This window comes from Pseudomonas sp. PSPC2-3 (genome assembly GCF_049898265.1).
In the GTDB taxonomy this organism is placed as follows: Bacteria; Pseudomonadota; Gammaproteobacteria; order Pseudomonadales; family Pseudomonadaceae; genus Aquipseudomonas; species Aquipseudomonas veronii.
Genome location: NZ_JAFCXJ010000004.1, coordinates 307861 through 329377 on the forward strand (window position 1 = coordinate 307861; position 21517 = coordinate 329377).

Annotated in this window: 18 protein-coding genes and 1 pseudogene; 8 read left to right on the forward strand and 11 right to left on the reverse strand. The window is 60.8% G+C overall.

Annotated elements, in window-relative coordinates:
- Positions 1-36 precede the first annotated feature (36 nt).
- The 5 genes and pseudogenes from ACP7E3_RS11390 to ACP7E3_RS11410 all read right to left on the reverse strand — a co-directional run.
- Positions 37-1137, reverse strand: a complete 1101-nt coding sequence (locus ACP7E3_RS11390) for a lysylphosphatidylglycerol synthase transmembrane domain-containing protein (protein WP_057004534.1) — start codon at positions 1135-1137, stop codon at positions 37-39.
- Positions 1134-1877, reverse strand: a complete 744-nt coding sequence (locus ACP7E3_RS11395; protein ID WP_177029677.1) for a DUF2334 domain-containing protein — start codon at positions 1875-1877, stop codon at positions 1134-1136. Before ACP7E3_RS11395 ends, ACP7E3_RS11390 begins: the two co-directional genes overlap by 4 nt.
- Entirely contained in the window at positions 1870-2991 is a 1122-nt protein-coding gene (locus ACP7E3_RS11400) for a glycosyltransferase family 4 protein (protein WP_046382247.1), read from the reverse strand. Before ACP7E3_RS11400 ends, ACP7E3_RS11395 begins: the two co-directional genes overlap by 8 nt.
- A 143-nt stretch (positions 2992-3134) precedes the next feature.
- Positions 3135-3899: a methyl-accepting chemotaxis protein gene (locus ACP7E3_RS11405; RefSeq protein WP_370737559.1), complete on the reverse strand. Its 765-nt coding sequence runs from the start codon at positions 3897-3899 to the stop codon at positions 3135-3137.
- Positions 3900-3992: 93 nt separating this feature from the next.
- Positions 3993-5024: pseudogene (locus ACP7E3_RS11410) on the reverse strand (HAMP domain-containing protein); the annotation flags it as partial.
- Positions 5025-5229: 205 nt separating this feature from the next.
- On the opposite strand from ACP7E3_RS11410, the gene ACP7E3_RS11415 reads away from it, so the two are divergent.
- Entirely contained in the window at positions 5230-6714 is a 1485-nt protein-coding gene (locus ACP7E3_RS11415; RefSeq protein WP_169881532.1) for a helicase HerA-like domain-containing protein, read from the forward strand.
- A 4-nt stretch (positions 6715-6718) separates the two neighbouring features.
- Here ACP7E3_RS11415 and ACP7E3_RS11420 read toward each other — a convergent pair whose 3' ends face one another.
- Positions 6719-7174 (reverse strand): DUF721 domain-containing protein, encoded by a 456-nt coding sequence (locus ACP7E3_RS11420; RefSeq protein WP_017847108.1) that lies wholly within the window; start codon positions 7172-7174, stop codon positions 6719-6721.
- A 294-nt stretch (positions 7175-7468) separates the two neighbouring features.
- Here ACP7E3_RS11420 and secA point away from each other — a divergent pair, with 294 nt between their 5' ends.
- From secA to ACP7E3_RS11435, 3 genes are all read left to right on the forward strand, one after another.
- A complete protein-coding gene (gene secA, locus ACP7E3_RS11425) occupies positions 7469-10204 on the forward strand; it encodes a preprotein translocase subunit SecA (RefSeq protein WP_017847109.1) in 2736 nt (911 codons plus the stop codon).
- Positions 10205-10328: 124 nt separating this feature from the next.
- Positions 10329-11546 (forward strand): bifunctional glutamate N-acetyltransferase/amino-acid acetyltransferase ArgJ, encoded by a 1218-nt coding sequence (argJ, locus tag ACP7E3_RS11430; RefSeq protein ID WP_026140046.1) that lies wholly within the window; start codon positions 10329-10331, stop codon positions 11544-11546.
- A gap of 19 nt (positions 11547-11565) precedes the next feature.
- The gene (locus ACP7E3_RS11435; RefSeq protein ID WP_046382249.1) at positions 11566-12510 is read left to right on the forward strand and encodes a Nudix family hydrolase; all 945 of its coding nucleotides are present in this window, start codon (positions 11566-11568) and stop codon (positions 12508-12510) included.
- A gap of 115 nt (positions 12511-12625) precedes the next feature.
- Here ACP7E3_RS11435 and ACP7E3_RS11440 read toward each other — a convergent pair whose 3' ends face one another.
- The 3 genes from ACP7E3_RS11440 to ACP7E3_RS11450 are packed head-to-tail and all read right to left on the reverse strand — an operon-like array spanning position 12626 to position 16207.
- Positions 12626-13204, reverse strand: a complete 579-nt coding sequence (locus ACP7E3_RS11440; protein WP_426123149.1) for a cob(I)yrinic acid a,c-diamide adenosyltransferase — start codon at positions 13202-13204, stop codon at positions 12626-12628.
- Positions 13205-13206: 2 nt separating this feature from the next.
- Positions 13207-15243 (reverse strand): sensor histidine kinase, encoded by a 2037-nt coding sequence (locus ACP7E3_RS11445; protein ID WP_026140048.1) that lies wholly within the window; start codon positions 15241-15243, stop codon positions 13207-13209.
- Between the two features lie 46 nt (positions 15244-15289).
- The gene (locus tag ACP7E3_RS11450) at positions 15290-16207 is read right to left on the reverse strand and encodes a putative 2-dehydropantoate 2-reductase (RefSeq protein ID WP_126588765.1); all 918 of its coding nucleotides are present in this window, start codon (positions 16205-16207) and stop codon (positions 15290-15292) included.
- 123 nt (positions 16208-16330) lie between these two features.
- Here ACP7E3_RS11450 and ACP7E3_RS11455 point away from each other — a divergent pair, with 123 nt between their 5' ends.
- Positions 16331-16816: a YajQ family cyclic di-GMP-binding protein gene (locus tag ACP7E3_RS11455; protein ID WP_017847115.1), complete on the forward strand. Its 486-nt coding sequence runs from the start codon at positions 16331-16333 to the stop codon at positions 16814-16816.
- A gap of 135 nt (positions 16817-16951) precedes the next feature.
- Positions 16952-17794 (forward strand): mechanosensitive ion channel family protein, encoded by an 843-nt coding sequence (locus ACP7E3_RS11460; RefSeq protein WP_017847116.1) that lies wholly within the window; start codon positions 16952-16954, stop codon positions 17792-17794.
- A gap of 191 nt (positions 17795-17985) precedes the next feature.
- On the opposite strand, the gene ACP7E3_RS11465 is transcribed toward ACP7E3_RS11460, so the two are convergent.
- The gene (locus tag ACP7E3_RS11465; RefSeq protein ID WP_079444592.1) at positions 17986-19284 is read right to left on the reverse strand and encodes an OprD family porin; all 1299 of its coding nucleotides are present in this window, start codon (positions 19282-19284) and stop codon (positions 17986-17988) included.
- Between the two features lie 743 nt (positions 19285-20027).
- On the opposite strand from ACP7E3_RS11465, the gene ACP7E3_RS11470 reads away from it, so the two are divergent.
- Both ACP7E3_RS11470 and ACP7E3_RS11475 read left to right on the forward strand, forming a co-directional pair.
- On the forward strand, positions 20028-20453 hold the full coding sequence (locus tag ACP7E3_RS11470; protein WP_046382253.1) for an HIT domain-containing protein: 426 nt from the start codon (positions 20028-20030) through the stop codon (positions 20451-20453).
- A gap of 3 nt (positions 20454-20456) precedes the next feature.
- Positions 20457-20663: a SlyX family protein gene (locus ACP7E3_RS11475; protein ID WP_017847119.1), complete on the forward strand. Its 207-nt coding sequence runs from the start codon at positions 20457-20459 to the stop codon at positions 20661-20663.
- A 67-nt stretch (positions 20664-20730) separates the two neighbouring features.
- Here ACP7E3_RS11475 and ACP7E3_RS11480 read toward each other — a convergent pair whose 3' ends face one another.
- Positions 20731-21333, reverse strand: a complete 603-nt coding sequence (locus tag ACP7E3_RS11480) for a cold-shock protein (protein ID WP_010566142.1) — start codon at positions 21331-21333, stop codon at positions 20731-20733.
- Between the last annotated feature and the right edge of the window lie 184 nt (positions 21334-21517).

A 21517-nucleotide genomic window follows, 5' to 3' on the forward strand; every position in this document is an offset into this window, starting at 1 on the left:
CCGATCCACTCGATAAAGCTACGTCCAGGGCGCCAGCTACGTTGGGCGAGGGGTGTCTGAGTCGCTATGACCCGGATGAGCTGGAGGCCGAGGATGGTACTGACTTTCCTGGGGCAGCCCAATTGTGGGACGAGTTGCAGAAACGGCCGGCGTCCCCTGAAACAGACGCTTGAGCAGCGGCCTGCCGAGCATCAGCAGAAACACCGGCCCACCGGCCAGCAGATAGAAATAGTAGGTCACCGCCCGCCAGATCAGAATCGCCGCCGCTGCGCTGGATTTGCCCAGCCAGGGCGCCAGCAAGGCCGCTGACGTCAACTCCGCCGCACCGGCCCCGCCGGGCATAAGGCTGAACTGGCCCGCCGTCAGCGACAGCATCTGGATCAGGAAACTCCAGGCCCACTGCACATCGCCTCCCAACCCTTGCACCGCAAGGTAAAGCACGCTGTAGCGCAGTATCCAATGCAGGCTGGTCAAGGCAAACACGGCGGACAGGGTGCGCCACGGCAATTTCAGCGTTTGGGTAAATGCCGCCAGGAAGCGCAATACTTTGCGCGCCCAGCGCCGGCGAGTCGCGGCGCTTACCTTGCATCGCTGGAGCAAGGTGCCGCTCAGCCGTATCAGGCGGCGATGAAAGCGCACCAGCAGCACAGCGCTGAACACTGCGCCCACCATCGATGCCGCACTGAGCCCCAACAGCCACTCCAGGCGTGGGCTGAGGCTGTGGAACACTGCGTACAACGCGATCCCCACCAGTGCGCAGAAAAAAAACAGCAGGTCGCTCAACTGATCCATGGCGAACACCGCGCTGCCATGGGCCGGACGTATGCCGTTGCGCGCCAGCAGGACCATCAGTGTCAGTGGCCCGCCGCTGCCTCCGGGCGTGGCGCACATGGCGAATTCGGTCGATATCACCACGCCCAGGCTGTTGAGTCGCCCCAGTTGGCCGCGTTGCTCGCCCAGTAATAAGCGGATACGCACGCTGTTGATCAGCCAGCACAGGATAATCATGCCGAACATCAGCGACAGTTGGGGCAGCGGGAATTGCTTCAGGCGCGTAACGGTTTCGCCACCTCCCAGCCACACGGGGATCGCCAGCGCCAGTAGCAGGCCCAGCAGCAGCCAGATCACCCGGCTCATGGCTGGGTGGCCAGCCAAGCGGCCTTGGTCAGTGGTGTGCGTCCGGCGTTGAGCAGGCGTTGTAGGGTTTCAAGCCAGTAGCGGCGGGAAAATTCGTGGCGCATGTCCACCGGGTGCAGTCCCAGGCGAATCACCGGGGCCGCCTGCCAGCGCTGTTCCCGTCGGTCGCTGAGACACTTGGACAGACCTCGGCGCCAGGCGCTGCGCGCACTCCACACCAGCCCCGGGGCGTTGACCGGCGTGAAGTCGGGTAGCCGGTACAGATGCTGCGGGTCGCTGGTGTAGGTCAGCGGCAATTGGCGCAGTGCCTGGCGGGTGCCGCGGCTCATCAGCCAGGCGGGAGCGACAAAGCCTTGCAGCGGCCAGTCGTAGCGACGGAATACCGCGATGCCATCGCTGATACGCTGCAGCGCCTGATCCTGGCGCAGTTGGTAGAACTCACCCTCATGGGTATACAGGCGCCGCATGAACCAGGCTTTGGGGGTGCGCGGAGCCGGTTGGTCGTCGCAATGGTAGTAGCCGTGCAAGGTCAGCTCATCGCCCTTGGCCACGCGGCTGTCCAGCAGGCGGCGAAAGTCGCCATGGGCGGTCAGGGCGTCATGATGATGAAACTCCGGCACCACCAGCCAGGTGATGGGCACGCCGCCCAACGCGTCGACGGCTGCGACGAATGGGCGGTAGTCGGCCCAGGTCTGCGGCGCTACATCGTGCAGCACCAGCAGCACCGAACGCTCATCCATGGGCAAGCATCGGCTTGTGGCTGCCCAGCACCGCATAATAGTGCGTCAACAGGCTGTCGACGACCGTCTCCCAGGCGTAATGCTGTTCGACATGACGCCGAGCCTGCGCGCCCAGGCGACGGCTGTCGGCACCGAACAGCTCGCGCACCGCATCGGCCATGGCCCGTGGATTATTGGGCGTACACAGTAGGCCGCAGCGCTCGTCAATGATCTCGGTAAATGCGCCGGCCGCCACGGCGACCACCGGTATGCCGCAGGCCATGGCCTCCAGTATTACCAGGCCGAAGGTTTCCTGATCGCCGCCATGCAGCAGTGCGTCGGCGCTGGCCATCAGCCGGGCGACATGCTGGGCGGGGCGGAACCCATCGATCACGGTGACGTTGTCCGGCACGCTGGCCGGCATGCCGGAGCCCACCAACAGCAAGTGGTAGTTGTCCCCCAGGCGTTTCATGCAGTTGAGCAGCAGCGGCAGGTTTTTTTCCTTGGAACCGCGCCCGGCGAAGATCAGCAGCCGGGTATCCGCGGCGATCCCCAGTTCGGCGCGCAAGCCCGGGTCGCGGACGTCCGGGCAGAACGTCTGCAGGTCGACCCCCAGCGGCTGCACGAAGACATTATTCACCCCAAGCCCGATGAGCTTGTCAGCCATCACTTGGCTGGGCGCCAGTACCCGGTCGAAATTCCCATAGAGTTTGCTGACGTAGGCTTCAGCGTTCGGGGTAAACCACGACCCCATGCGGTTACTCACCAGCAGCGGCAGATCCGAGTGATAAAAACCAATGACGGGCACATCCAGTTGGCGTCGTGCATCCAGCGCCGCCCAGGCGGTCAGGTACGGGTCGCCGACTTCGATCAGATCGGGCTGTAAATCGTGCAGGACATTTCGCCAAGGCGCGAGCCGAAGGGGGAAGCGGTAGCCCTTGCCGAAGGGGAGGGCGGGGGCCGGCACCTTGAATATCCCATCCCGTTCGCTCAAGTGCGCGCCGGGGACCAACAGGCTGTGGCGAATGCCGGGCTTGAGCGTCAGACGCCGGTGCTTGGCGTCGAGATAAGTGCGTACGCCACCGCTGGCGGGGGCGTAGAACATGGTGATGTCCGCGATATGCACGATGAACATTCCTCCGATCCGTAGCTCTCCTTACGTGGACCTGAGGTAATGATAGATGTTCGATCGGAATTGGGGGCGCGCGCGCTCAAGTTGATAAAGGTCAATGTGGGCGCAAGGCGGACCTGTGCTCCCACAAGGTTCTGTGGTGTCGGTCAGATACGGAAACTGCCCACCAGATGCTTCAGCCGTGCCGCCTGCTGTTCCAGGTCGGCGCAGGCGCGCAGGGTCGATTGCAGGTTTTCCACGCCTTCCTGATTGAGTGTGTTGATCTCGGTGATGTCCATGTTGATCGACTCGACCACCGAGGTCTGCTCCTCGGTGGCGGTGGCGACCGACTGGTTCATCCCATCGATCTCGCCGATGCGCTGGGTCACGCTGTTCAAGCGTTCGCCGGCCAGGTTGGCGATTTCCACGCTGTCGAGGCTGTGGCGCTGGCTTTCGCTCATGGTACTGACCGAATCCCGGGCGCCGACTTGCAGCTCCTCGATCATCGTTTGCACCTGTTGTGCCGATTCCTGGGTGCGGTGCGCCAGGTTACGCACTTCGTCGGCCACCACCGCAAACCCACGTCCGGCTTCCCCGGCGCGCGCCGCCTCGATGGCGGCGTTGAGCGCCAGCAGGTTGGTTTGCTGAGAGATGCTGGTGATCACTTCGAGGATTTGCCCGATATTCACCGTTTTGCTGTTAAGTGCTTCGATGTTGCTGCTGGAAGCGCTGATCATCGCGGACAACTGAGTCATTGCCTTGATATTGCGTTCAACCACCTGCTGACCGTCTTCGGCCAAGTGCCGCGCATCGCTGGCCTGGTTCGAGGCTTGTGCGGCGTTACGCGCGATTTCCTGGGCGGCGGCCCCCAATTGGTTGATGGCCGCGGCGACGCTGTTGGTGCGGTTGGCCTGCTCGTCGGAGTTGATCATCGACGAGTTGGACGCGCTGACCACCCGCAGGGCGACTTCATTGACCTGCCCGGTGGCCGAGGACACTTCGCGGATCGACGTATGAATCCGCTCCACGAAGCGGTTGAACGCATTACCCAGGATGCCGAATTCGTCGTGATTCTGGATGCTCAGGCGACGGGTCAGGTCGCCCTCGCCATCGGCGATGTCCTGCATGGCGCGAGTCATCACGTGCAGCGGTTGCATCAGCACTCGGATCAGCATGCCGAGCAAGGCGATGATGATTACCACGGCAATGATCGTGGCGATGATCGCCGAGGTGCGGAATTCGCTGAGCATGGCGAAGGAGGTGGCTTTATCCACGGAAATACCAAGGTACCAGTTCACCGACGGCAGGCCCTTGATCGGCGTAAAGGTCACGATGTTGTCCTTGCCGTTGGCCTCGACTTCACTGAAGTCGCTGCTGATCTTCGGCGTGTGTTTCGGGTAGACGTCGGCCAGGGTTTTCATCACCAGGTTTTTGTCCGGGTGGACCAGCACCTTGCCGTCGGCGCTGACCAGGAACGCGTAGCCCATGCCGCCGAAGTTCAGCGCGCCGATGTTGTCCACCAGGGTTTGCAGGCTCAGGTCGCCGCCGACCACGCCGATGCTCTGGCTGCCCTGGGCGCTGGGGGTCGCGATGGAAATGATCAATTGCCCCGTCGCGGCATCGATATAGGGTTCGGTCAGGGTCGAACCATTGCTGCTCTGGGCGCCTTTGTACCAAGGACGAACGCGTGGGTCGAAACCGTCCGGCATCTTGGTGTCGGGGCGGATAGTGAACGCGCCCTGGCTGTCGCCCACGTAGGTTGCCATGAACGAGGAGGTCAGGGCTTTCTGTTCCAGCAGGCTGGCGACCACCTTGGGGTCGGGATTGATCGCAATATTTTGTGCCGCGTTTTCCACCAGGACAATGCGCCCGGTGAGCCAGGTTTGAATGTTGCTGGCAGTGACATCACCCATTTCATGCAGGTAATTGTTGAGATCTTCGCGAATTGCGTTGCGTTGCAGGTAGTCGTTATAAAGCGTAAACAGCGCGAAGGCGGCGATGACGATAAGGGAGGCAGCAAGCAGGATTTTGTGGCTGAAGCGCAGGTTTTTATTCATGGCCTGAAGGGTCCGCTAAGGTCTTAATATCCAAAACGCGTCCTTATGGGATGCGCAGAATGGTAGCGTCAAAAAAGGTGTGATATTTGTGGCGATAGCCCTGTGAGGTCCCTGTAGGAGCTGTCTGACCTGTTTTTAGACTTTGTGGGTCTTACATTGATGTGTATCGACCTTGCGGCACGAAAGATTAACCATAGGTGACGAAATGCCTGACTCCACGCAACTCCTTATCGGCGCCGGCCTTGATGGCCAGCCCATCGCCCAGGCCATGCGCCTGGCCAATCGTCACGGGTTGGTTGCCGGTGCCACGGGCACTGGCAAGACCGTCACCCTGCAACGCCTGGCAGAAGCGTTCAGCGATGCGGGCGTGGCGGTATTCGCCGCGGATATCAAGGGCGACCTTTGTGGTCTCGGCGCTGCGGCCAACCCCCAGGGCAAGGTGGCCGAGCGCATCGCCGGCATGCCTTTCCTGAATTACACGGCCAAGGCGTATCCGGTCACGCTGTGGGATATTCACGGTCAGTCCGGTCATCCATTGCGTACCACCATCAGTGAAATGGGGCCGTTGCTGCTCGGCAGCCTGCTGGAGCTCACCGACAGCCAGCAGTCAGCGTTATATGCCGCCTTCAAGGTGGCGGACCGCGAAGGCCTGTTACTGCTGGATTTGAAGGACCTCAAGGCGCTGCTCAATCACTTGCGCTACCACCCGGAACTGCTGGGTGAAGATGCGGCGCTGATGACCACCGGCTCCAGCCAGGCGCTGTTGCGGCGCCTGGCGGTGCTGGAGCAGCAGGGCGCGGAAGCGTTGTTCGGCGAGCCGGCGCTGCAGCTCGAGGATATTTTGCAACCCGCCAGCGATGGTCGCGGGCGTATCCACCTGCTCGACGCCAGCCGCCTGGTCCACGAAGCCCCCAAGGTGTACGCAACCTTCCTTTTATGGCTGCTGGCTGAACTGTTCGAGCAGTTGCCTGAACGCGGCGATGCCGATAAGCCGCTGCTGGCGCTGTTTTTCGACGAAGCGCACTTATTGTTTGCCGATACGCCCAAGGCCTTGCAGGACCGCCTCGAACAGGTGGTGCGGTTGATTCGCTCGAAAGGCGTGGGTGTGTATTTCGTCACGCAATCGCCCGGGGACTTGCCTGACAGCGTGTTGGCGCAACTTGGCTTGCGTATCCAGCATGGCCTGCGCGCATTCACCACCAAAGAGCAGAAATCACTGCGCGCGGTGGCGGACGGTTTTCGGCCCAATCCGACATTTGATGCGTTGTCGGTCCTGACAGAGCTGGGCACCGGTGAAGCACTGGTGGGCACTTTGCAGGAAAAGGGCACGCCGGAAGTCGTCCAGCGCGTGTTGGTCGCGCCACCGCAATCGCGGATCGGCCCGCTCAGCGACGTCGAACGCGCCGCCCTGATTGCCAGTTCGCCGTTGCAGGGTCGCTATGACAAGCCGATTGACCGCGAATCGGCCTATGAAGTGCTGATGGCGCGCAAGGCGTTGGGCCCGACCGAAGCCGAAGAAGCCAAGCCGGTGAGCGAAGAACCGAGCTTTACCGACAGGGCCGGGGCATTCCTCGGGACTGCGGCCGGCAAGGCGCTCAAGTCAGCCATGCAACAGGCCGCCAATCAGGTGGGGCGCCAATTGGTGCGGGGCTTGCTGGGGTCGTTGCTGGGCGGCAGCAAGCGTAGATAGCCGATCAGGCTTTGGGCTTGGCGTGCGCGGCGAGGCGTTCCAGCGCCGCGCGTAAACCCGGATCGCTGATGCCGTCGGCCGTTGCCTGAATGGTTTCGGCCGCATTCGCCGATAAATCCATGGTGTGCCCCGCCGCGCCTTGCGGAACGGTCGGCGGTTGCACCTTGAATTGGATACGCGTCAGGCTGGCAAACTCATCAAACGCCATCAATTGTCGCTGCAAGCGTTTTTGCTGATAGCGCAAGCGTGTCGCCCAATGGCCGTCTGTGACAATAAGCAGCAGGTTGCCCTCGCGCCACGAGGCGACATGGCAATGTTCCCGCGCTGCCGGTTGCAATTGGCTTTCAACCAGGCGTTGCAGGTGGCCCAGGCGTTGCGCATGGCTGAAGATGGCTTTCAACGGCTTGGCTTCGCGAAGCAACACGCTGGGCGCGCGGGCTGTAAGAGGGCGAAACGCCATGATCAGACACCTTAAGTAACAGAGCCGCCATCTTAGCAGAAAGCGCCTGTGGACCCCCAGGCAATGCATTGGCGGGGCTTTATCTGCGAAATCAATGCACTCCATGGGTTGAAGTTCCGGTAAAAGCCCTTATTTTAAATGAGCCCTCTCACGGGCTCATGCCTGCATTGGGGAACAACGCCACTTTCCTCACCCACGATTCCGGGTAGAATGCGCGTTCGCATGCGCCCGTGAGGGCCGCTCGGGCCACTCACGGTGCGCCCTCCATCCCTATGTGTGGAAGAACCTGCCGATATGTTTGCGCCTTTGTTAAAGAAACTTTTTGGAAGCAAGAATGAGCGCGAAGTCAAACGCATGCTCAAGACGGTGCAGCTGGTCAATGCCTTCGAAGAGCAGATGGTTGCCCTTTCGGACGAGCAATTGCGCGCCAAGACCGAAGAGTTCAAGGCCCGCATAGCCAAAGGTGAAACCCTCGACAAGTTGCTTCCCGAAGCCTTCGCGGTCGCCCGTGAAGCCGGTAAGCGTGTCATGGGCATGCGCCACTTCGACGTCCAGCTGATCGGCGGCATGACCTTGCATGAAGGCATGATTGCCGAAATGCGTACCGGTGAAGGCAAGACCCTGGTAGCGACCCTGGGTGTTTACCTCAACGCGCTGTCCGGCAAGGGCGTGCACGTTGTGACGGTGAACGACTACCTGGCCCGCCGTGACGCCAACTGGATGCGCCCGCTGTATGAATTCCTCGGCCTGACCGTCGGCGTCGTGACGCCGTTCCAGCCGCCGGAAGAGAAGCGTGCGGCCTATGCTGCCGACATCACCTACGGCACCAACAACGAATTCGGTTTCGACTACCTGCGCGACAACATGGCGTTCAGCATGGAAGAAAAATTCCAGCGCGAACTCAACTTTGCCGTGATCGACGAAGTCGACTCCATCCTCATCGACGAAGCCCGTACCCCGCTGATCATCTCCGGCCAGGCCGAAGACAGCTCGCGCCTGTACACCGAGATCAACAAGTTGATCCCGCGCCTGGAGCAGCACATCGAGGAAGTGGAAGGCGTGGTGACCAAAGAAGGTCACTTCACCATCGACGAGAAGACCCGTCAGGTCGAACTCAACGAAGCCGGTCACCAGTTCGTCGAAGACATGCTGACCCAGATCGGCCTGCTGGCCGAGGGCGAAAGCCTGTACTCGGCCCACAACCTGGGCCTGCTGACCCACGTGTATGCCGGCCTGCGCGCGCACAAGCTGTTCCATCGCAACGTCGAATACATCGTCCAGGACGGCCAGGTCGTTCTGGTTGACGAACACACCGGGCGTACCATGCCGGGTCGTCGTCTGTCCGAGGGCCTGCACCAGGCCATCGAAGCCAAGGAAGTGCTCAACATCCAGGCCGAAAGCCAGACGTTGGCTTCCACCACCTTCCAGAACTACTTCCGTCTGTACAACAAACTGTCCGGCATGACCGGTACGGCCGACACCGAAGCGTTCGAATTCCACCAGATCTACGGTCTGTCGGTTGTGGTCATCCCGCCGAACAAGCCGCTGGCGCGTAAAGACTTCAACGACCTGGTGTTCCTGACCGCCGAAGAGAAATACGCGGCGATCATCAACGACATCAAGGACGGCATGGCCCAGGGGCGTCCGATCCTGGTGGGTACCGCGACGATCGAAACGTCCGAGCACGTGTCCAACCTGCTCAACAAGGAAGGCATCGAGCACAAGGTCCTCAACGCCAAGTTCCACGAAAAAGAAGCCGAGATCATCGCCCAGGCCGGTCGCCCCGGCGCGCTGACCATCGCTACCAACATGGCCGGTCGTGGTACCGACATCCTGTTGGGCGGCAACTGGGAAGTGGAAGTGGCTTCCCTGGACAACCCGACTCCCGAGCAGATCGCCCAGATCAAAGCCGACTGGCAGAAACGCCACCAGGCGGTGCTGGAGTCCGGCGGCCTGCAGGTGATCGCGTCCGAGCGTCACGAATCGCGCCGTATCGACAACCAGCTGCGTGGTCGTGCCGGTCGTCAGGGTGACGCCGGTTCCAGCCGTTTCTACCTGTCCCTGGAAGACAGCCTGATGCGTATCTTCGCCTCGGATCGGGTGAAGAACTTCATGAAAGCCCTGGGCATGCAGTCCGGTGAAGCGATCGAGCACCGCATGGTGACCAACGCCATCGAGAAGGCCCAGCGCAAGGTCGAAGGCCGCAACTTCGACATTCGTAAGCAACTGCTCGAGTTCGATGACGTCAACAACGAACAGCGTAAAGTGATCTATCACATGCGTAACACGTTGCTGGCCGCCGACAACATTGGCGAGACCATCGCCGATTTCCGTCAGGACGTGCTCAACGCCACCGTCAGCGCGCATATTCCGCCACAGTCCCTGCCAGAGCAGTGGGATGTTGCCGGCCTGGAAGCCGCGTTGAAGAGCGACTTCGGTGTCGACTTGCCGGTTCAGCAGTGGCTGGACGAAGACGATCACCTGTACGAAGAAACCCTGCGCGAGAAGCTGATGACCGAGCTGCTGGCCGCGTACAACGAGAAAGAAGAGCAGGCGAGTGCCGAAGCGCTGCGCACTTTCGAGAAACAAATCGTACTGCGCGTGCTGGACGACCTGTGGAAAGACCACCTGTCGACCATGGATCACCTGCGTCACGGTATCCACTTGCGTGGCTACGCCCAGAAGAACCCGAAGCAGGAGTACAAGCGCGAGTCGTTCACGCTGTTCTCCGAACTGCTGGATTCGATCAAGCGCGATTCGATTCGCGTGCTGTCCCACGTTCAGGTGCGTCGCGAAGACCCGGTCGAGGAAGAAGCGCGCCTGCGTGAGGAAGCCGAGGCACTGGCGGCGCGCATGCAGTTCCAGCATGAGGAAGCGCCAGGTCTTGAAGCGCCTGAGGTCTTGGGCGAAGAGGTCGATGTGGCCCTGGCTCAGACTCCGGTGCGCAACGAGCAGAAGCTGGGCCGTAACGAGCTGTGCTGGTGCGGTTCGGGCAAGAAGTTCAAACACTGCCACGGCGAAATCAACTAAGATTTTCGCCTGACGCTGCAACACCCCGCGCCGCGACCGGCATCAGCCGTCGCGGCGTTTTGCCATTAATTCCCACCGTCGAACGCGACGGCACAGACATCATCTATTTTTAAGGAGCGCATTCATGGCTGTTGGTCTTGGTCCTTTGCCCACATTGCACCCGGTTGCCGGTTTTGAACTCGGTATCGCTTCGGCCGGCATCAAACGCCCGGGGCGCAAGGATGTCGTGGTGATGCGCTGTGCTGAAGGCTCGACCGTCGCCGGTGTGTTCACCCTCAACGCCTTCTGCGCCGCGCCGGTGATCCTGGCCAAGCAGCGCGTGGCCGGTCCGATTCGTTACCTGCTGACCAACACCGGCAATGCCAACGCCGGCACCGGCGAGCCTGGCCTGGTCGCCGCCGCGCGGACCTGCGCCAAACTGGCACAACTGGCCGGCGTCGACGCCAGCCAGGTGCTGCCGTACTCCACTGGAGTGATCGGTGAGCCGCTGCCGGTGGAAAAAATCGAAGGCGCCCTGCAAGCCGCGCTGGATGACCTGTCTGTGGATAACTGGGCGGCCGCCGCCACCGGCATCATGACCACCGACACCTTGCCCAAGGGCGCGAGCCGTCAGTTTGTACATGACGGCGTGACCATCACCGTCACCGGCATCAGCAAAGGCGCGGGCATGATCCGCCCGAACATGGCCACCATGCTTGGCTACATCGCCACCGACGCCAAAGTCTCCCGCGACGTGCTGCAGCGCTTGATGCTGGACGGCGCCAACAAGTCGTTCAACCGCATCACCATCGACGGCGACACCTCCACCAACGATTGCTGCATGCTGATCGCTACCGGCCAGGCCAACCTGCCCGAAATCACCTCCACCAGCGGCCCGCTGTTCGCCGCGTTGAAGCAAGCGGTGTTCGAAGTGTGCATGGATGTGGCCCAGGCCATCGTGCGTGACGGCGAGGGTGCCACCAAGTTCGTCACGGTTGAAGTCAACGGCGGCGGCAACCACCAGGAATGCCTGGATGTCGGTTACACCGTGGCGCACTCGCCGCTGATCAAGACCGCGTTGTTCGCCTCCGACCCGAACTGGGGCCGTATCCTCGCCGCCGTCGGCCGTGCCGGCGTGCCGGACCTGGACGTGAGCAAGATCGACGTGTTCCTCGGTGACGTGTGCATCGCCAGCCGTGGCGCCCGCGCCGAGAGCTACACCGAAGCCCAGGGTTCGGCGGTGATGCAGCAGGAAGAAATCACCATCCGCATCGAGCTGGGTCGCGGCGAGTGCAGCGAAACCATCTGGACCACGGACCTGTCCCACGAGTACGTGAAGATCAACGCGGAATACCGTACCTGAAGCCCGGAGGATAAACGCGGTGAAACGAGTGCATGTAGCAGCAGCGGTGATCCGCGGCGTCGACGGCAGAATCCTGCTGGCGCGCCGCGCCGATACCCAGCATCAGGGCGGCCTCTGGGAGTTTCCCGGCGGCAAGGTGGAGGCCGACGAGTCGGTCGCCACGGCGCTGTCCCGCGAGTTGCAGGAAGAGCTGGGCATCCAGGTCACCACGGCGCGACCGTTGATCAAGGTGCAGCATGATTACCCGGATAAGCAGGTGTTGCTGGATGTCTGGGAAGTCTCGGCCTTTACCGGCGAGCCACACGGCGCCGAAGGTCAACCCCTGGAATGGGTCGCGGCGCGTGACCTGCTCAACTATGAGTTCCCGGCGGCCAATGCGCCGATCGTTGCCGCCGCACGGTTGCCCGGCGACTACCTGATCACACCGGGCGAGCTGGAAACCGCGCCGCTGTTGCGCGGTATCCAGAAAGCCATCGCGGGCGGCATCAAGCTGGTGCAACTGCGCGCCCCTAACGGTTACGACCCCAAGTACCGTGACCTGGCGGTAGACGCCGTGGGCCTGTGTGCCGGCAAGGCGCAACTGATGCTCAAGGGCCCGTTCGAATGGCTGGGGGATTTTCCCGCGGCCGGTTGGCACATGACCTCGGCGCAACTGCGCAAATACGCAAGCAAGGGCCGCCCGCTGCCGAAGGATCGCTGGTTGGCGGCGTCTTGCCATAACGCCGAGGAACTGGCGCTGGCGGAATTGATGGACGTGGATTTTGTCACGCTGTCGCCGGTGCAGCCGACCCAGACCCATCCCGATGCCCAACCGTTGGGTTGGGAGCAGGCGGCAGAGCTGATCCGCGGGTTCAGCAAGCCGGTGTATCTGTTGGGTGGCGTTGGGCCTGCTGAGCGCGAGCAGGCATGGGATGCCGGCGCTCAAGGTGTGGCAGGGATTCGGGCGTTCTGGCCGCAAGATTGATCTAGCGTTTGTTGGCCTCATCGCGGGCAAGCCCACTCCCACATTTGGATTTGTGAACACCTTCCAATGTGGGAGTGGGCTTGCCCGCGATGGCGCCAGACCAGACACCTGATAATCAGTGGGGTTTGGCCGCCGCCTGCCACAAAATCTCCGCCACACCCTGGCGCTTGGCAATTACCCGCGCCGCCACAAACAGCAAATCCGACAGCCGGTTGATATACGCCAAAGCCACCCCCTCCAACGGTTCAACCGCATTCAGGTGCTGACAGCGGCGCTCGGCACTGCGTGCTGCGCTGCGGCACACGTGGGCCTGGGCGATCAGCGCTGAGCCACCGGGCAAGATGAAGTTCTCCAGCGCCCCGACCTCTTCGTTCCAGCGATCAATCGCTGCCTCCAGCCGATTCACCTCCGCCGCGTTCAGCGCTTTGTACACCGGCATCGCCAGCTCGCCGCCGAGGTCGAACAGACGATGCTGGCAAGGCGTCAGCACTTCGATCACGTCCTTCAGGTGCGGATGCTTGCCGCTTTGCTCTTTAAGGCCGGCCAGCAGCAAGCCCAACTGACTGTTCAACGTGTCGACTTCGCCGATGGCTTCCACCCGCGGGTGGTCCTTGGGCACGCGGCGACCGTCGCCGAGCCCGGTTTCACCCTGGTCGCCGGTACGGGTGTAAATCTTCGACAGGCGAAAGCCCATGATCAGTGCTCCAGTTGGGTAAGTTCAGCGGGGGACAATTGGCTGCCGGCCAGGGGCAGGCGCAACGTGAAGCAGGTGCCTTGGCCCAGGGTGGAATGCACTTCCATCTGCCCTTTGTGGTTATTGGTGATGATGAAGTACGACACCGACAACCCCAGCCCGGTGCCCTGGCCGATTTCCTTGGTGGTGAAGAATGGCTCGAAGGTGCGTTTGCGCACGTTCTCGCTCATGCCGATGCCGTTGTCTTCGACCTGGATCTCCGCCCAGGGCGGGTTGAGGCGGGTGCGCAGGATGATGCGCCCCGGCTCGCGGTCGTCTTCGCGCTGGTGAATGGCCTGCGCCGCGTTTTTCAGCAGGTTGAGCAGCACCTGTTCCAACTCGTTGGCGGTGCCGGGCACCGGGCCGAGCTGCGGGTCGAACTGGCGGATGATCGCCTGCCCCTTGAAGTCGAAGCCGATCGCCAGGTCAAAGTCGTTGCCGGCGATTTCCACCGCCTGGTCGATCAGCGCCGGCAAATCACACGGTGCCATCTGCCGATTGCTGCGCCGGCTGAAACTGAGCATGTGGGTGACGATTTTCGCCGCCCGCGCGCCGGCCTGCTGGATACCGTCGAGCAATTGTGGGACTTCGCGGCTTTGCAGGTAACGGTTGACCGTCTGCAGTTCGATGCCCACTTGTTCGGCGTGTTCCAGGTTCTTGGGCAGGTCGGGGGACAGCCGGCGGCGGATGTTCTGCACGTTATGCAGGATCGCCCCCAGCGGGTTGTTGATTTCATGCGCCATACCCGCAGCAAGGCCGCCGACGGAGAGCATCTTTTCCGACTGCACCATCATTTCTTCCAGGGACAGGCGCTGGGTGATGTCATCGATCCGGATCACCACACCGCGCCCGGCGCCGCCCATCAGCGGATAGAACGTCAGGGCGTAATGCTTGGATTCATCGTCCTTGACCCAGGTGACACGCTCGATGCGCTCCACCGTGTGTTGCTCGACCGTGGCCTTGATCTGCGGCAGGTAGGGTTTGAGCGGTTGGAAAGCGAGGTAGATCGGCTGGTTCAGCGCTTCATCCAGGCGTGTGCCGGAAAGTGCGGTGGCTTCCTGGTTCCACTGGGTGACATAGAGCTGTTCATCCAGGGCGATCAGCGCCGAGGGCATCGAGTCGATGATGCTGTTGAGATAGTTCTGGAAACCGGTGAGTTTTTTCTCGATCTTGCTGCGCACCTGGACTTCCAGCTCCAGTTTGCGGTTGGTGTGGCGGGTTTCTTCGGCCAGGCCCTGTGCCTGGTCGTAGGCCGCCTGGGACTCATCGCGCGCGCGCTTGAGCTGCTGCTCGCGGGCCTCGATGCGCGACAGCATGGTGTTGAAGGCTTCTGCCAGGCTGCCGATTTCGTCATGGTTGCCACGGCCGGCGCGCAGGGCGTAGTTCTCTTCGCGGGTGACCTGGCGCGACAGCTCTTCCAGCTCATGGATCGGCCGGGTGATCAGGCGTTTGATCTGCCGGGCGATGACCAGCCACAGCAGCACGCTGAAAATCAGGATGCCCAGGCTCGCCGTCAGCGTGCCGGTATAGAACGCCACCGGTAGCTCACTGCTGGCCACCAGCAACAAATGCCCGGAAGGCTGGCCGGGGCGGGGCAGGGTGATGACTTGGTTACTGCGAAACTCGGTGAGGCGCCAGGCTTCGATATCCCGGTAGTTGCCCGGCAGGTGCAGGCGGTCGCCGTGTTGCATCTGTGCCAGGCGGTTGCCCTCGGCGTCGTACAACGCGGCTGCGCGCAGCGGCGAATAGCTGGTCAGCTCATTGAGCAGGGCGTCGGCCTTGGCCGGAGACTCAAGGGCTTCGGCGGCAAGCGCCGGGTTGGACACCAGCCGGCCAATCGCCTGCAGCGCCTGGGGCGCCATGCTCTCCTGGGAGATCCAGTAAGCGGCGCTGATAAAAGTCAGGTTGGCCACCAGTAACACAGTGGTCAGCAACACCAGCAGGGCGGCCAGCAGTTTCTGCCCTACCGGTAGGTTTTCAAGACGCTGGCGCAGTGGCATCAGGGGTTTCACAGGTAATAGACGAGTGGGCAGGGTAGCGCGTGCCTCAGTCGCGGGGCAATCCGCGTGCAACCAGCTGGTCGACGAGGCGCGTGTACACCTGTTGCAGATGCGGCAGCGTCAGCCGATGCCGAGCGGCGGCCTGGCAGGCGTAGCCCAGCAGGTAGCTGATTTCGGTGCGCCGCGCGCTGGCCACGTCCTGGTACATCGAAGAGTAATTGGCCGCCGTGGCCTGGATCACCCGTTCCACTTCCGTCTGCAGGTCCTGCGCCGCTGCCGGCTGGCCGCAGCATTGCAGCAGCTCGGTGAGTTCGGCGCACAAGGTTGCGACTTCGCACTGATGGGCTTGCAGGCCGCCATTGCGGCATTGGTACAGCACGGTCAGCGGGTTGATGGCGCAATTGAGTGCGAGCTTGCGCCACAGGCGCGTAAGAATGTCGCTGCTCCATTCGTGAGGGATGCCGGCGGCGCGCAAGTCGTCCAGCCACACCGGGGCCGTGGGGTGACTGGCGTCCCCCAGCCAGGTGTAGCCGTGGCCGGCAAACACCACGCGCCAATCGCCGTCGCGAAACGCGCCTTCGGTGCTGGAGGCAAAAATGCAGCGGGCCTGGGGATACTGCGCGGCGACGGCGTCCTGGCTGCCCAGGCCGTTTTGCAGCAGGATCAATTCGACGCCGGGCGCGAGGCGCGATTGCAGTTGTGCGACGGCGCTTTGAGCGTCGTAGGCTTTGCACGCCACCAGCAGGCGATGGATCGGCTCGGGGCTGTCAGGCGTTTCGGCGAGTACCGGGTAAGTGTGCGCTACGCCGTGCTCCACCAGGGTCAGCCCGTCGGCCGCCTGATAGCTGGCCAGGCGTGCCGCATCGCGCAGGATCAGCTTCACCGGCAGGCCGGCGCGGGCCAGGCGGGTGGCCCACAGCGTGCCGAGGCTGCCGGCGCCGAGAATATGCCAGGTGGTCGACATCAGTTTGTGCTCCGTAGGGTCGCTCACAGCGAATGGGGCGAAAGAACCGCTATAATGCCCCGGCATTTTAGCTTGGGCGCGCTCCATCTCTACTGAGCCCGCCCCTTATATTGGAGAAATGACATGCCTTCGTTCGACGTGGTATCCGAACTGGACAAACACGAAGTCACCAACGCCGTCGAGAACGCCGTCAAGGAACTGGACCGTCGCTATGACTTGAAAGGCAAGGGCAGTTTCGAATTCAAGGAAAAGGAACTGACCGTCAACCTGACCGCTGAAGCCGATTTCCAGCTGGAAGCGATGATCGAGATCCTCAAGCTCGCCCTGGTCAAGCGCAAGATCGACGTGCAGTGCCTTGAAGTCAAGGACGCCTACGCGTCCGGCAAGCTGATGAAGCAGGAAGCCGTCCTCAAGGAAGGCATCGACAAGGAACTGGCGAAGAAGATCGTGGCGCATATCAAGGACGCCAAGCTGAAAGTCCAGGCCGCCATCCAGGGTGAGCAGGTGCGCGTCACCGGCAAGAAACGTGACGACCTGCAAGAGGCCATCGCTGCCCTGCGCGCCAAGACCTTCGAGATGCCGCTGCAGTTCAATAACTTCCGCGACTGATGGCACTTTGGGGAACCTGCGGCCGTTTTTGACGTCCCACGCCCCAGAACCTGCGCCTGCCATTGAGCCCTTCGGGGCTCAATTGCGTTAGTGGGCACAAAAAACGCCGTACATCCGGCAAACAGGAGAATGTAGATGGATTTGAACGCTGAAGTGGATCACCTGATCAAGACCTCCCAGTCGTGGATCCCGATGATCATGGAATACGGCAGCCGGGTATTGCTGGCCGTGATTACCCTGGCCATCGGCTGGTGGCTGATCAACCGCCTGACCCACAGAGTGGGGCGTTTGCTGGCCATCCGTAACGCGGACCTGGCGCTGCAGCACTTCATCACCAGCCTGGCGAACATCGTGCTGAAGGTCATGCTGATCGTCAGCGTGGCCTCGATGATCGGCGTGGAAACCACCTCGTTCGTCGCCGCCATCGGTGCCGCGACCCTGGCCATCGGCCTGGCCTTGCAGGGCAGCCTGGCTAACTTTGCTGGTGGCGTGCTGATTCTGTTGTTCCGCCCGTTCCGTATCGGTGACTGGATCGAAGCCCAAGGTACGTCCGGTACCGTCGACAGCATCCAGATCTTCCACACCGTGCTGCGCACCGGCGACAACAAGACCGTGATCGTGCCGAACGGCATCCTCTCCAACGGCATCATCACCAACACCAACCGTCAGCCTACCCGCAAGGTGGTGTTTGATGTGGGGGTGGACTACGAGGCCGACCTGCAGAAAGCCCGCGAAGTGTTGCTGGAGCTGGCAAAAGACCCGCGTGTATTGGCTGATCCGGCGGCAGTGGCCGTGGTTTCGACCTTGGGCGACAGTTCGATCACGGTGTCTTTGCGTTGCTGGACCAAGACGGCGGATTATTGGGACGTGATGTTCATGTTCAATGAACTGGCACGTGATCGCTTGAAAGCGGCGGGGATCGATATTCCATTTCCGCAGCGGGTTATTCGGGTGATGCAGGAAACAGCGGCGAAGTAATGAAAGGCATTTGCACTTAACTTGGCTGATAGGTCACGTTAAGTGCGGGAACGATACTGTCGTTAGTTAGCTTGCTAGTTATTTTACTGCTGAAATAATATTGCAATAAAAAAGCCGCTCCCTTGCATGCAGGGGAGCGGCTTTTAATTTAAGGCCGAAGCCTTAAGTCATCGTTGTAATCGAACGGGCAATTACAAGATGTTCAGCGGGTATTGCGCGATCAGACGCAGTTCGTCGAGCGACGCCGAACCGTAGTACACGCCGTCAGACGAGCGATAAGTCGCTTGGCGTATACGCAGGCTCAGGTCTTTCGCTGGGCCGCTCTGGATCACGTATTTGGCTTCGATGTCGCGTTCCCACTCTTTGCCGTTCGACGTGGTGCCAGTGTTGGCGCCGCTACCGTTGACGTAACGAGTCATGAAGCTCAGGCCTGGCACGCCGAAGGTGGCCATGTTCAGGTCGTAGCGAGCTTGCCAGGATTTCTCGTCTTCAGCGTTGAAGTCGGAACGGGCGATGGAGTTGGCCAGGAAAACCGTGCCGCCGCCGTCTACGCCGTAACCGTAGTCACCGTCACCGCTAACTTTCTGGTAAGCGAGGGTAAAGGTGTGAGCCTGGTAGGTGTAAGCGCCTTGCAGGCTGTAGGCACGGTTATCCAGCTTGGTGGTGTTGTCTTTTTCTGCGCGTTGCAGACCGGCGCCGTCGCTTTTGGTGCTGTAGATGTTGAAGTCTACGGCCAGGGACTGATCGGCGCTCAGCGCGTGGGTCCAGTTCACGTTGGCGTAAAGTTTCTTCCAGTAGTCTTCTACTTTCGAGTAGTAGAGGCTGGTAGTGAACTCTGGGGTCCAGGCGTAAACACCGCCCAGGAAGTTGGCATCACGCAGGCCACGGCCGGTAATCGGCTCGGAGCTGGAGATACTGTCCTTGTAGGTATGGTCTTGGGCGACGATCGAGGTGAAGTGACCGGCTTCAAGCTTCAGGTCTTTGATCTCGTTGCTGGTGATCGAGATACCTTGCGGCAACTCAGGCAGCAAGCGGCTGTCATCAGAGGCGAATACAGGCGCTGTGGTGTATTGATCGCCGGCTTTCAGCACGGTATTGGAGACGCGGAATTTAACTGCGGCGCCGCCTTTGGAGTAGTCGTCTTGCGAACGACCATCCGAACCTGTTGGGAACAGACCAGTGCCAGCACGGCCCTTGCCGCTATCGAGCTTGAGGCCCAGCAGGCCGATGGCGTCGACGCCGACACCGATGGTGCCTTGGGTGAAGCCCGATTGGTACAGACCGTTGAAACCAAGACCGGTTTCTTCGCTGCGGCTTTGGCCGGAGTCATTGTTGCGTTTGTCGCGGCTGAAATACAGCGCACGGGTATTGATACTGAAAGTGCTGTCTTCAACGAAGCCCTTGGCATCGTCTTGGGCAGACGCCATTGCGAACTGCGAGGTGCCTGCTGAAACAGCCAGGGCGATCATGCTCCACTTCATCACGCGCATCGTGATTTGCTCCTTTGGTTTTAGGAAGAGTACTGCCGTCCCACCTGTATTTTTATCTGGGCGGCTCTTTCTTTTTTTGTGTCCGCGTAAAGTTATATCACGCTGACTCTAATGACGATACTTACCCATCTTTCCTTTCAGCTTCTTTACGAGGCTGTCGTGAATTGCTAGGTCCATGTCGCAAATTCACAGTCCGAATGTTACCGAACTGACAACTTCAATGCTGTTTTCAAACCCTTTTCTAAGTTTGAATGCATCCTTGATACGCATTGACTCGCTAGTGTTCTTATCGCGAAACACCCGCTTCCCGAAGGGTGCCGTTGCCGACGATGTGGGTGTGAATGCAACAAGCGCGCCCAAACCGGTAACTGAATGTCATTTTTTCGTGAAAAGCCTCACTGCAGTGTAAAAACCGCATAAACACGGGCCTCTCAAGCCGTTCAGTTTGTCCTTGACGGCCATGCATTCCATTGATTCGGTGGTGCATGAATCCTGTACCTGCGCGAAACGTTACCGGTTCACCCTCATGGGTGGGTACTTGGCGGATCTCTTTGAGGCATGAGTGGGTCATTTTGGTGCACTCCGATGAGTCCCGATTCAGCGTAGCTCAATTATTCGCCTGCCTCGAAAAGGGGCAGGTTTTTTATCGGGATGCGCGTTGGCGTCTGTATTCGAAGTGAAGCCGTCGGCGTTCGAAGGTATGCTGGGCGCCAGAATCTGACCTGCCGAACGGAGTGCCCGCGGTGTTCGCCTTAGATCAACGCCTGCAACAAGACACACTGACCATCGGGGACTTCCCGTTGTGCCGCCTGCTGCTGTCCAATGACTCGAATTACCCTTGGTTTATTCTGGTACCGCGCATAAACGGTATCAGCGAAGTTTTTCAATTGTCTGTCATAGATCAACAAAAACTGTGGAATGAAACGACAACCCTTGCGCAATTGCTGAGTGAAGGTTTCGGCGCCGACAAGATGAACATCGGCGCGCTGGGGAACGTTGTCAGCCAGTTGCATGTGCATGTGATCGTGCGCAAGCGCGATGACATGGCCTGGCCTGCGCCGGTCTGGGGCAAGCATCCGGCCCGGCCGTATACTGAAGAACAGGTGGCAGCGATCCGTGCGCGGTTGCGCGAGCTGTCACCTGCCGACTTCATCTTTAGCCAGGACTGAACCATGGATCTGCAAGACCGCGTGACCGACCTGGAAAGCCGCCTGGCCTTTCAGGACGACACCATCGAAACCCTCAACGACATCCTGGTCACCCAGCAGCGGGCGGTCGAACGCCTGCAACTGCAGATGACCGCGCTGCTCAAGCGCCAGGAAGAAATGGGCGGCCAGTTCGAGTCGTCCGAAGAAGAAGCGCCGCCGCCTCACTATTAATAGCCGCGCAATAAAAAACCGCGATCCAGCTTGTGCCGGATCGCGGTTTTTTTTGCCTGGCTTGGAATCAGCGACGCGGCAACGCGGCGATCACATCTTCGGCTTGCAGGCCTTTGTCGCGGTTCATGACGGAGAATTCCACACGCTGGCCTTCGACCAGGACGCGATGGCCTTCGCCACGGATGGCCCGGAAGTGGACGAAGATATCGTCGCCCGAATCGCGGGAAATAAAGCCGAAGCCCTTGGACGTGTTGAACCACTTGACGGTCCCGGTATCCCGATTGGTCATGTCGTAGTTTTGCGACGCGGCCGCAGGGGACGAACGGTAGAAGCTGATGGCCAGGTGAAGAACGATGGCGACCAGCGCAATCACCAGGCTGAGCAGGATGGCCGGGTGGCCGCCGACTTCAGGCATGGGTGCCAGGAGGGTGAGGGTTTGTACGACAACAGTCAGCACCAGCAGCGCGCTGACCAGGTTTTGCAGTTGATGACGCGTGCCTTTGTTCCAGTAAGGGATCACTGGCGCCAGCGTCAGGTTAAGAAGGCCGAACAAGGCCAGGTACAGAGCGTCATGTTGTTGCAGGTAGGGCAGGCTTTCAGGCTGCAGGCTCGGGATAAAGGACAGCAGCAAAGCTGCAACGCCCGTTAGCAGGTGGACGATTTTCAACATTTTGATTAACTCACGTTAAGACGGATCACAAGGAAGAGCTGACTGGCACGGTTCGCTTCTGAACAATGGGAGGCGTTGGGCACGTGCGCGGGTATCAGCCTATGCGCTGGCCGAAGAAAATAACGGCAGCGACACGCTGCCTATTTAACAGCAAAGGCTGTGCCTACTCAAATCAAGCATTTCC

Bases quoted from the DNA above. Each gene is read 5' to 3' on its own strand.
- ACP7E3_RS11390 (WP_057004534.1), bottom strand. From the start codon at position 1,137: ATGAGCCGGGTGATCTGGCTGCTGCTGGGCCTGCTACTGGCGCTGGCG.
- ACP7E3_RS11475 (WP_017847119.1), top strand. From the start codon at position 20,457: ATGGATCTGCAAGACCGCGTGACCGACCTGGAAAGCCGCCTGGCCTTT.
- ACP7E3_RS11400 (WP_046382247.1), bottom strand. From the start codon at position 2,991: ATGTTCATCGTGCATATCGCGGACATCACCATGTTCTACGCCCCCGCC.
- ACP7E3_RS11465 (WP_079444592.1), bottom strand. From the start codon at position 19,284: ATGCGCGTGATGAAGTGGAGCATGATCGCCCTGGCTGTTTCAGCAGGC.
- ACP7E3_RS11405 (WP_370737559.1), bottom strand. From the start codon at position 3,899: ATGATCAACTCCGACGAGCAGGCCAACCGCACCAACAGCGTCGCCGCG.
- ACP7E3_RS11420 (WP_017847108.1), bottom strand. From the start codon at position 7,174: ATGGCGTTTCGCCCTCTTACAGCCCGCGCGCCCAGCGTGTTGCTTCGC.
- secA (WP_017847109.1), top strand. From the start codon at position 7,469: ATGTTTGCGCCTTTGTTAAAGAAACTTTTTGGAAGCAAGAATGAGCGC.
- ACP7E3_RS11415 (WP_169881532.1), top strand. From the start codon at position 5,230: ATGCCTGACTCCACGCAACTCCTTATCGGCGCCGGCCTTGATGGCCAG.
- ACP7E3_RS11445 (WP_026140048.1), bottom strand. From the start codon at position 15,243: ATGCCACTGCGCCAGCGTCTTGAAAACCTACCGGTAGGGCAGAAACTG.
- ACP7E3_RS11395 (WP_177029677.1), bottom strand. From the start codon at position 1,877: ATGGATGAGCGTTCGGTGCTGCTGGTGCTGCACGATGTAGCGCCGCAG.
- ACP7E3_RS11450 (WP_126588765.1), bottom strand. From the start codon at position 16,207: ATGTCGACCACCTGGCATATTCTCGGCGCCGGCAGCCTCGGCACGCTG.
- ACP7E3_RS11455 (WP_017847115.1), top strand. From the start codon at position 16,331: ATGCCTTCGTTCGACGTGGTATCCGAACTGGACAAACACGAAGTCACC.
- ACP7E3_RS11460 (WP_017847116.1), top strand. From the start codon at position 16,952: ATGGATTTGAACGCTGAAGTGGATCACCTGATCAAGACCTCCCAGTCG.
- argJ (WP_026140046.1), top strand. From the start codon at position 10,329: ATGGCTGTTGGTCTTGGTCCTTTGCCCACATTGCACCCGGTTGCCGGT.
- ACP7E3_RS11440 (WP_426123149.1), bottom strand. From the start codon at position 13,204: ATGGGCTTTCGCCTGTCGAAGATTTACACCCGTACCGGCGACCAGGGT.
- ACP7E3_RS11480 (WP_010566142.1), bottom strand. From the start codon at position 21,333: ATGTTGAAAATCGTCCACCTGCTAACGGGCGTTGCAGCTTTGCTGCTG.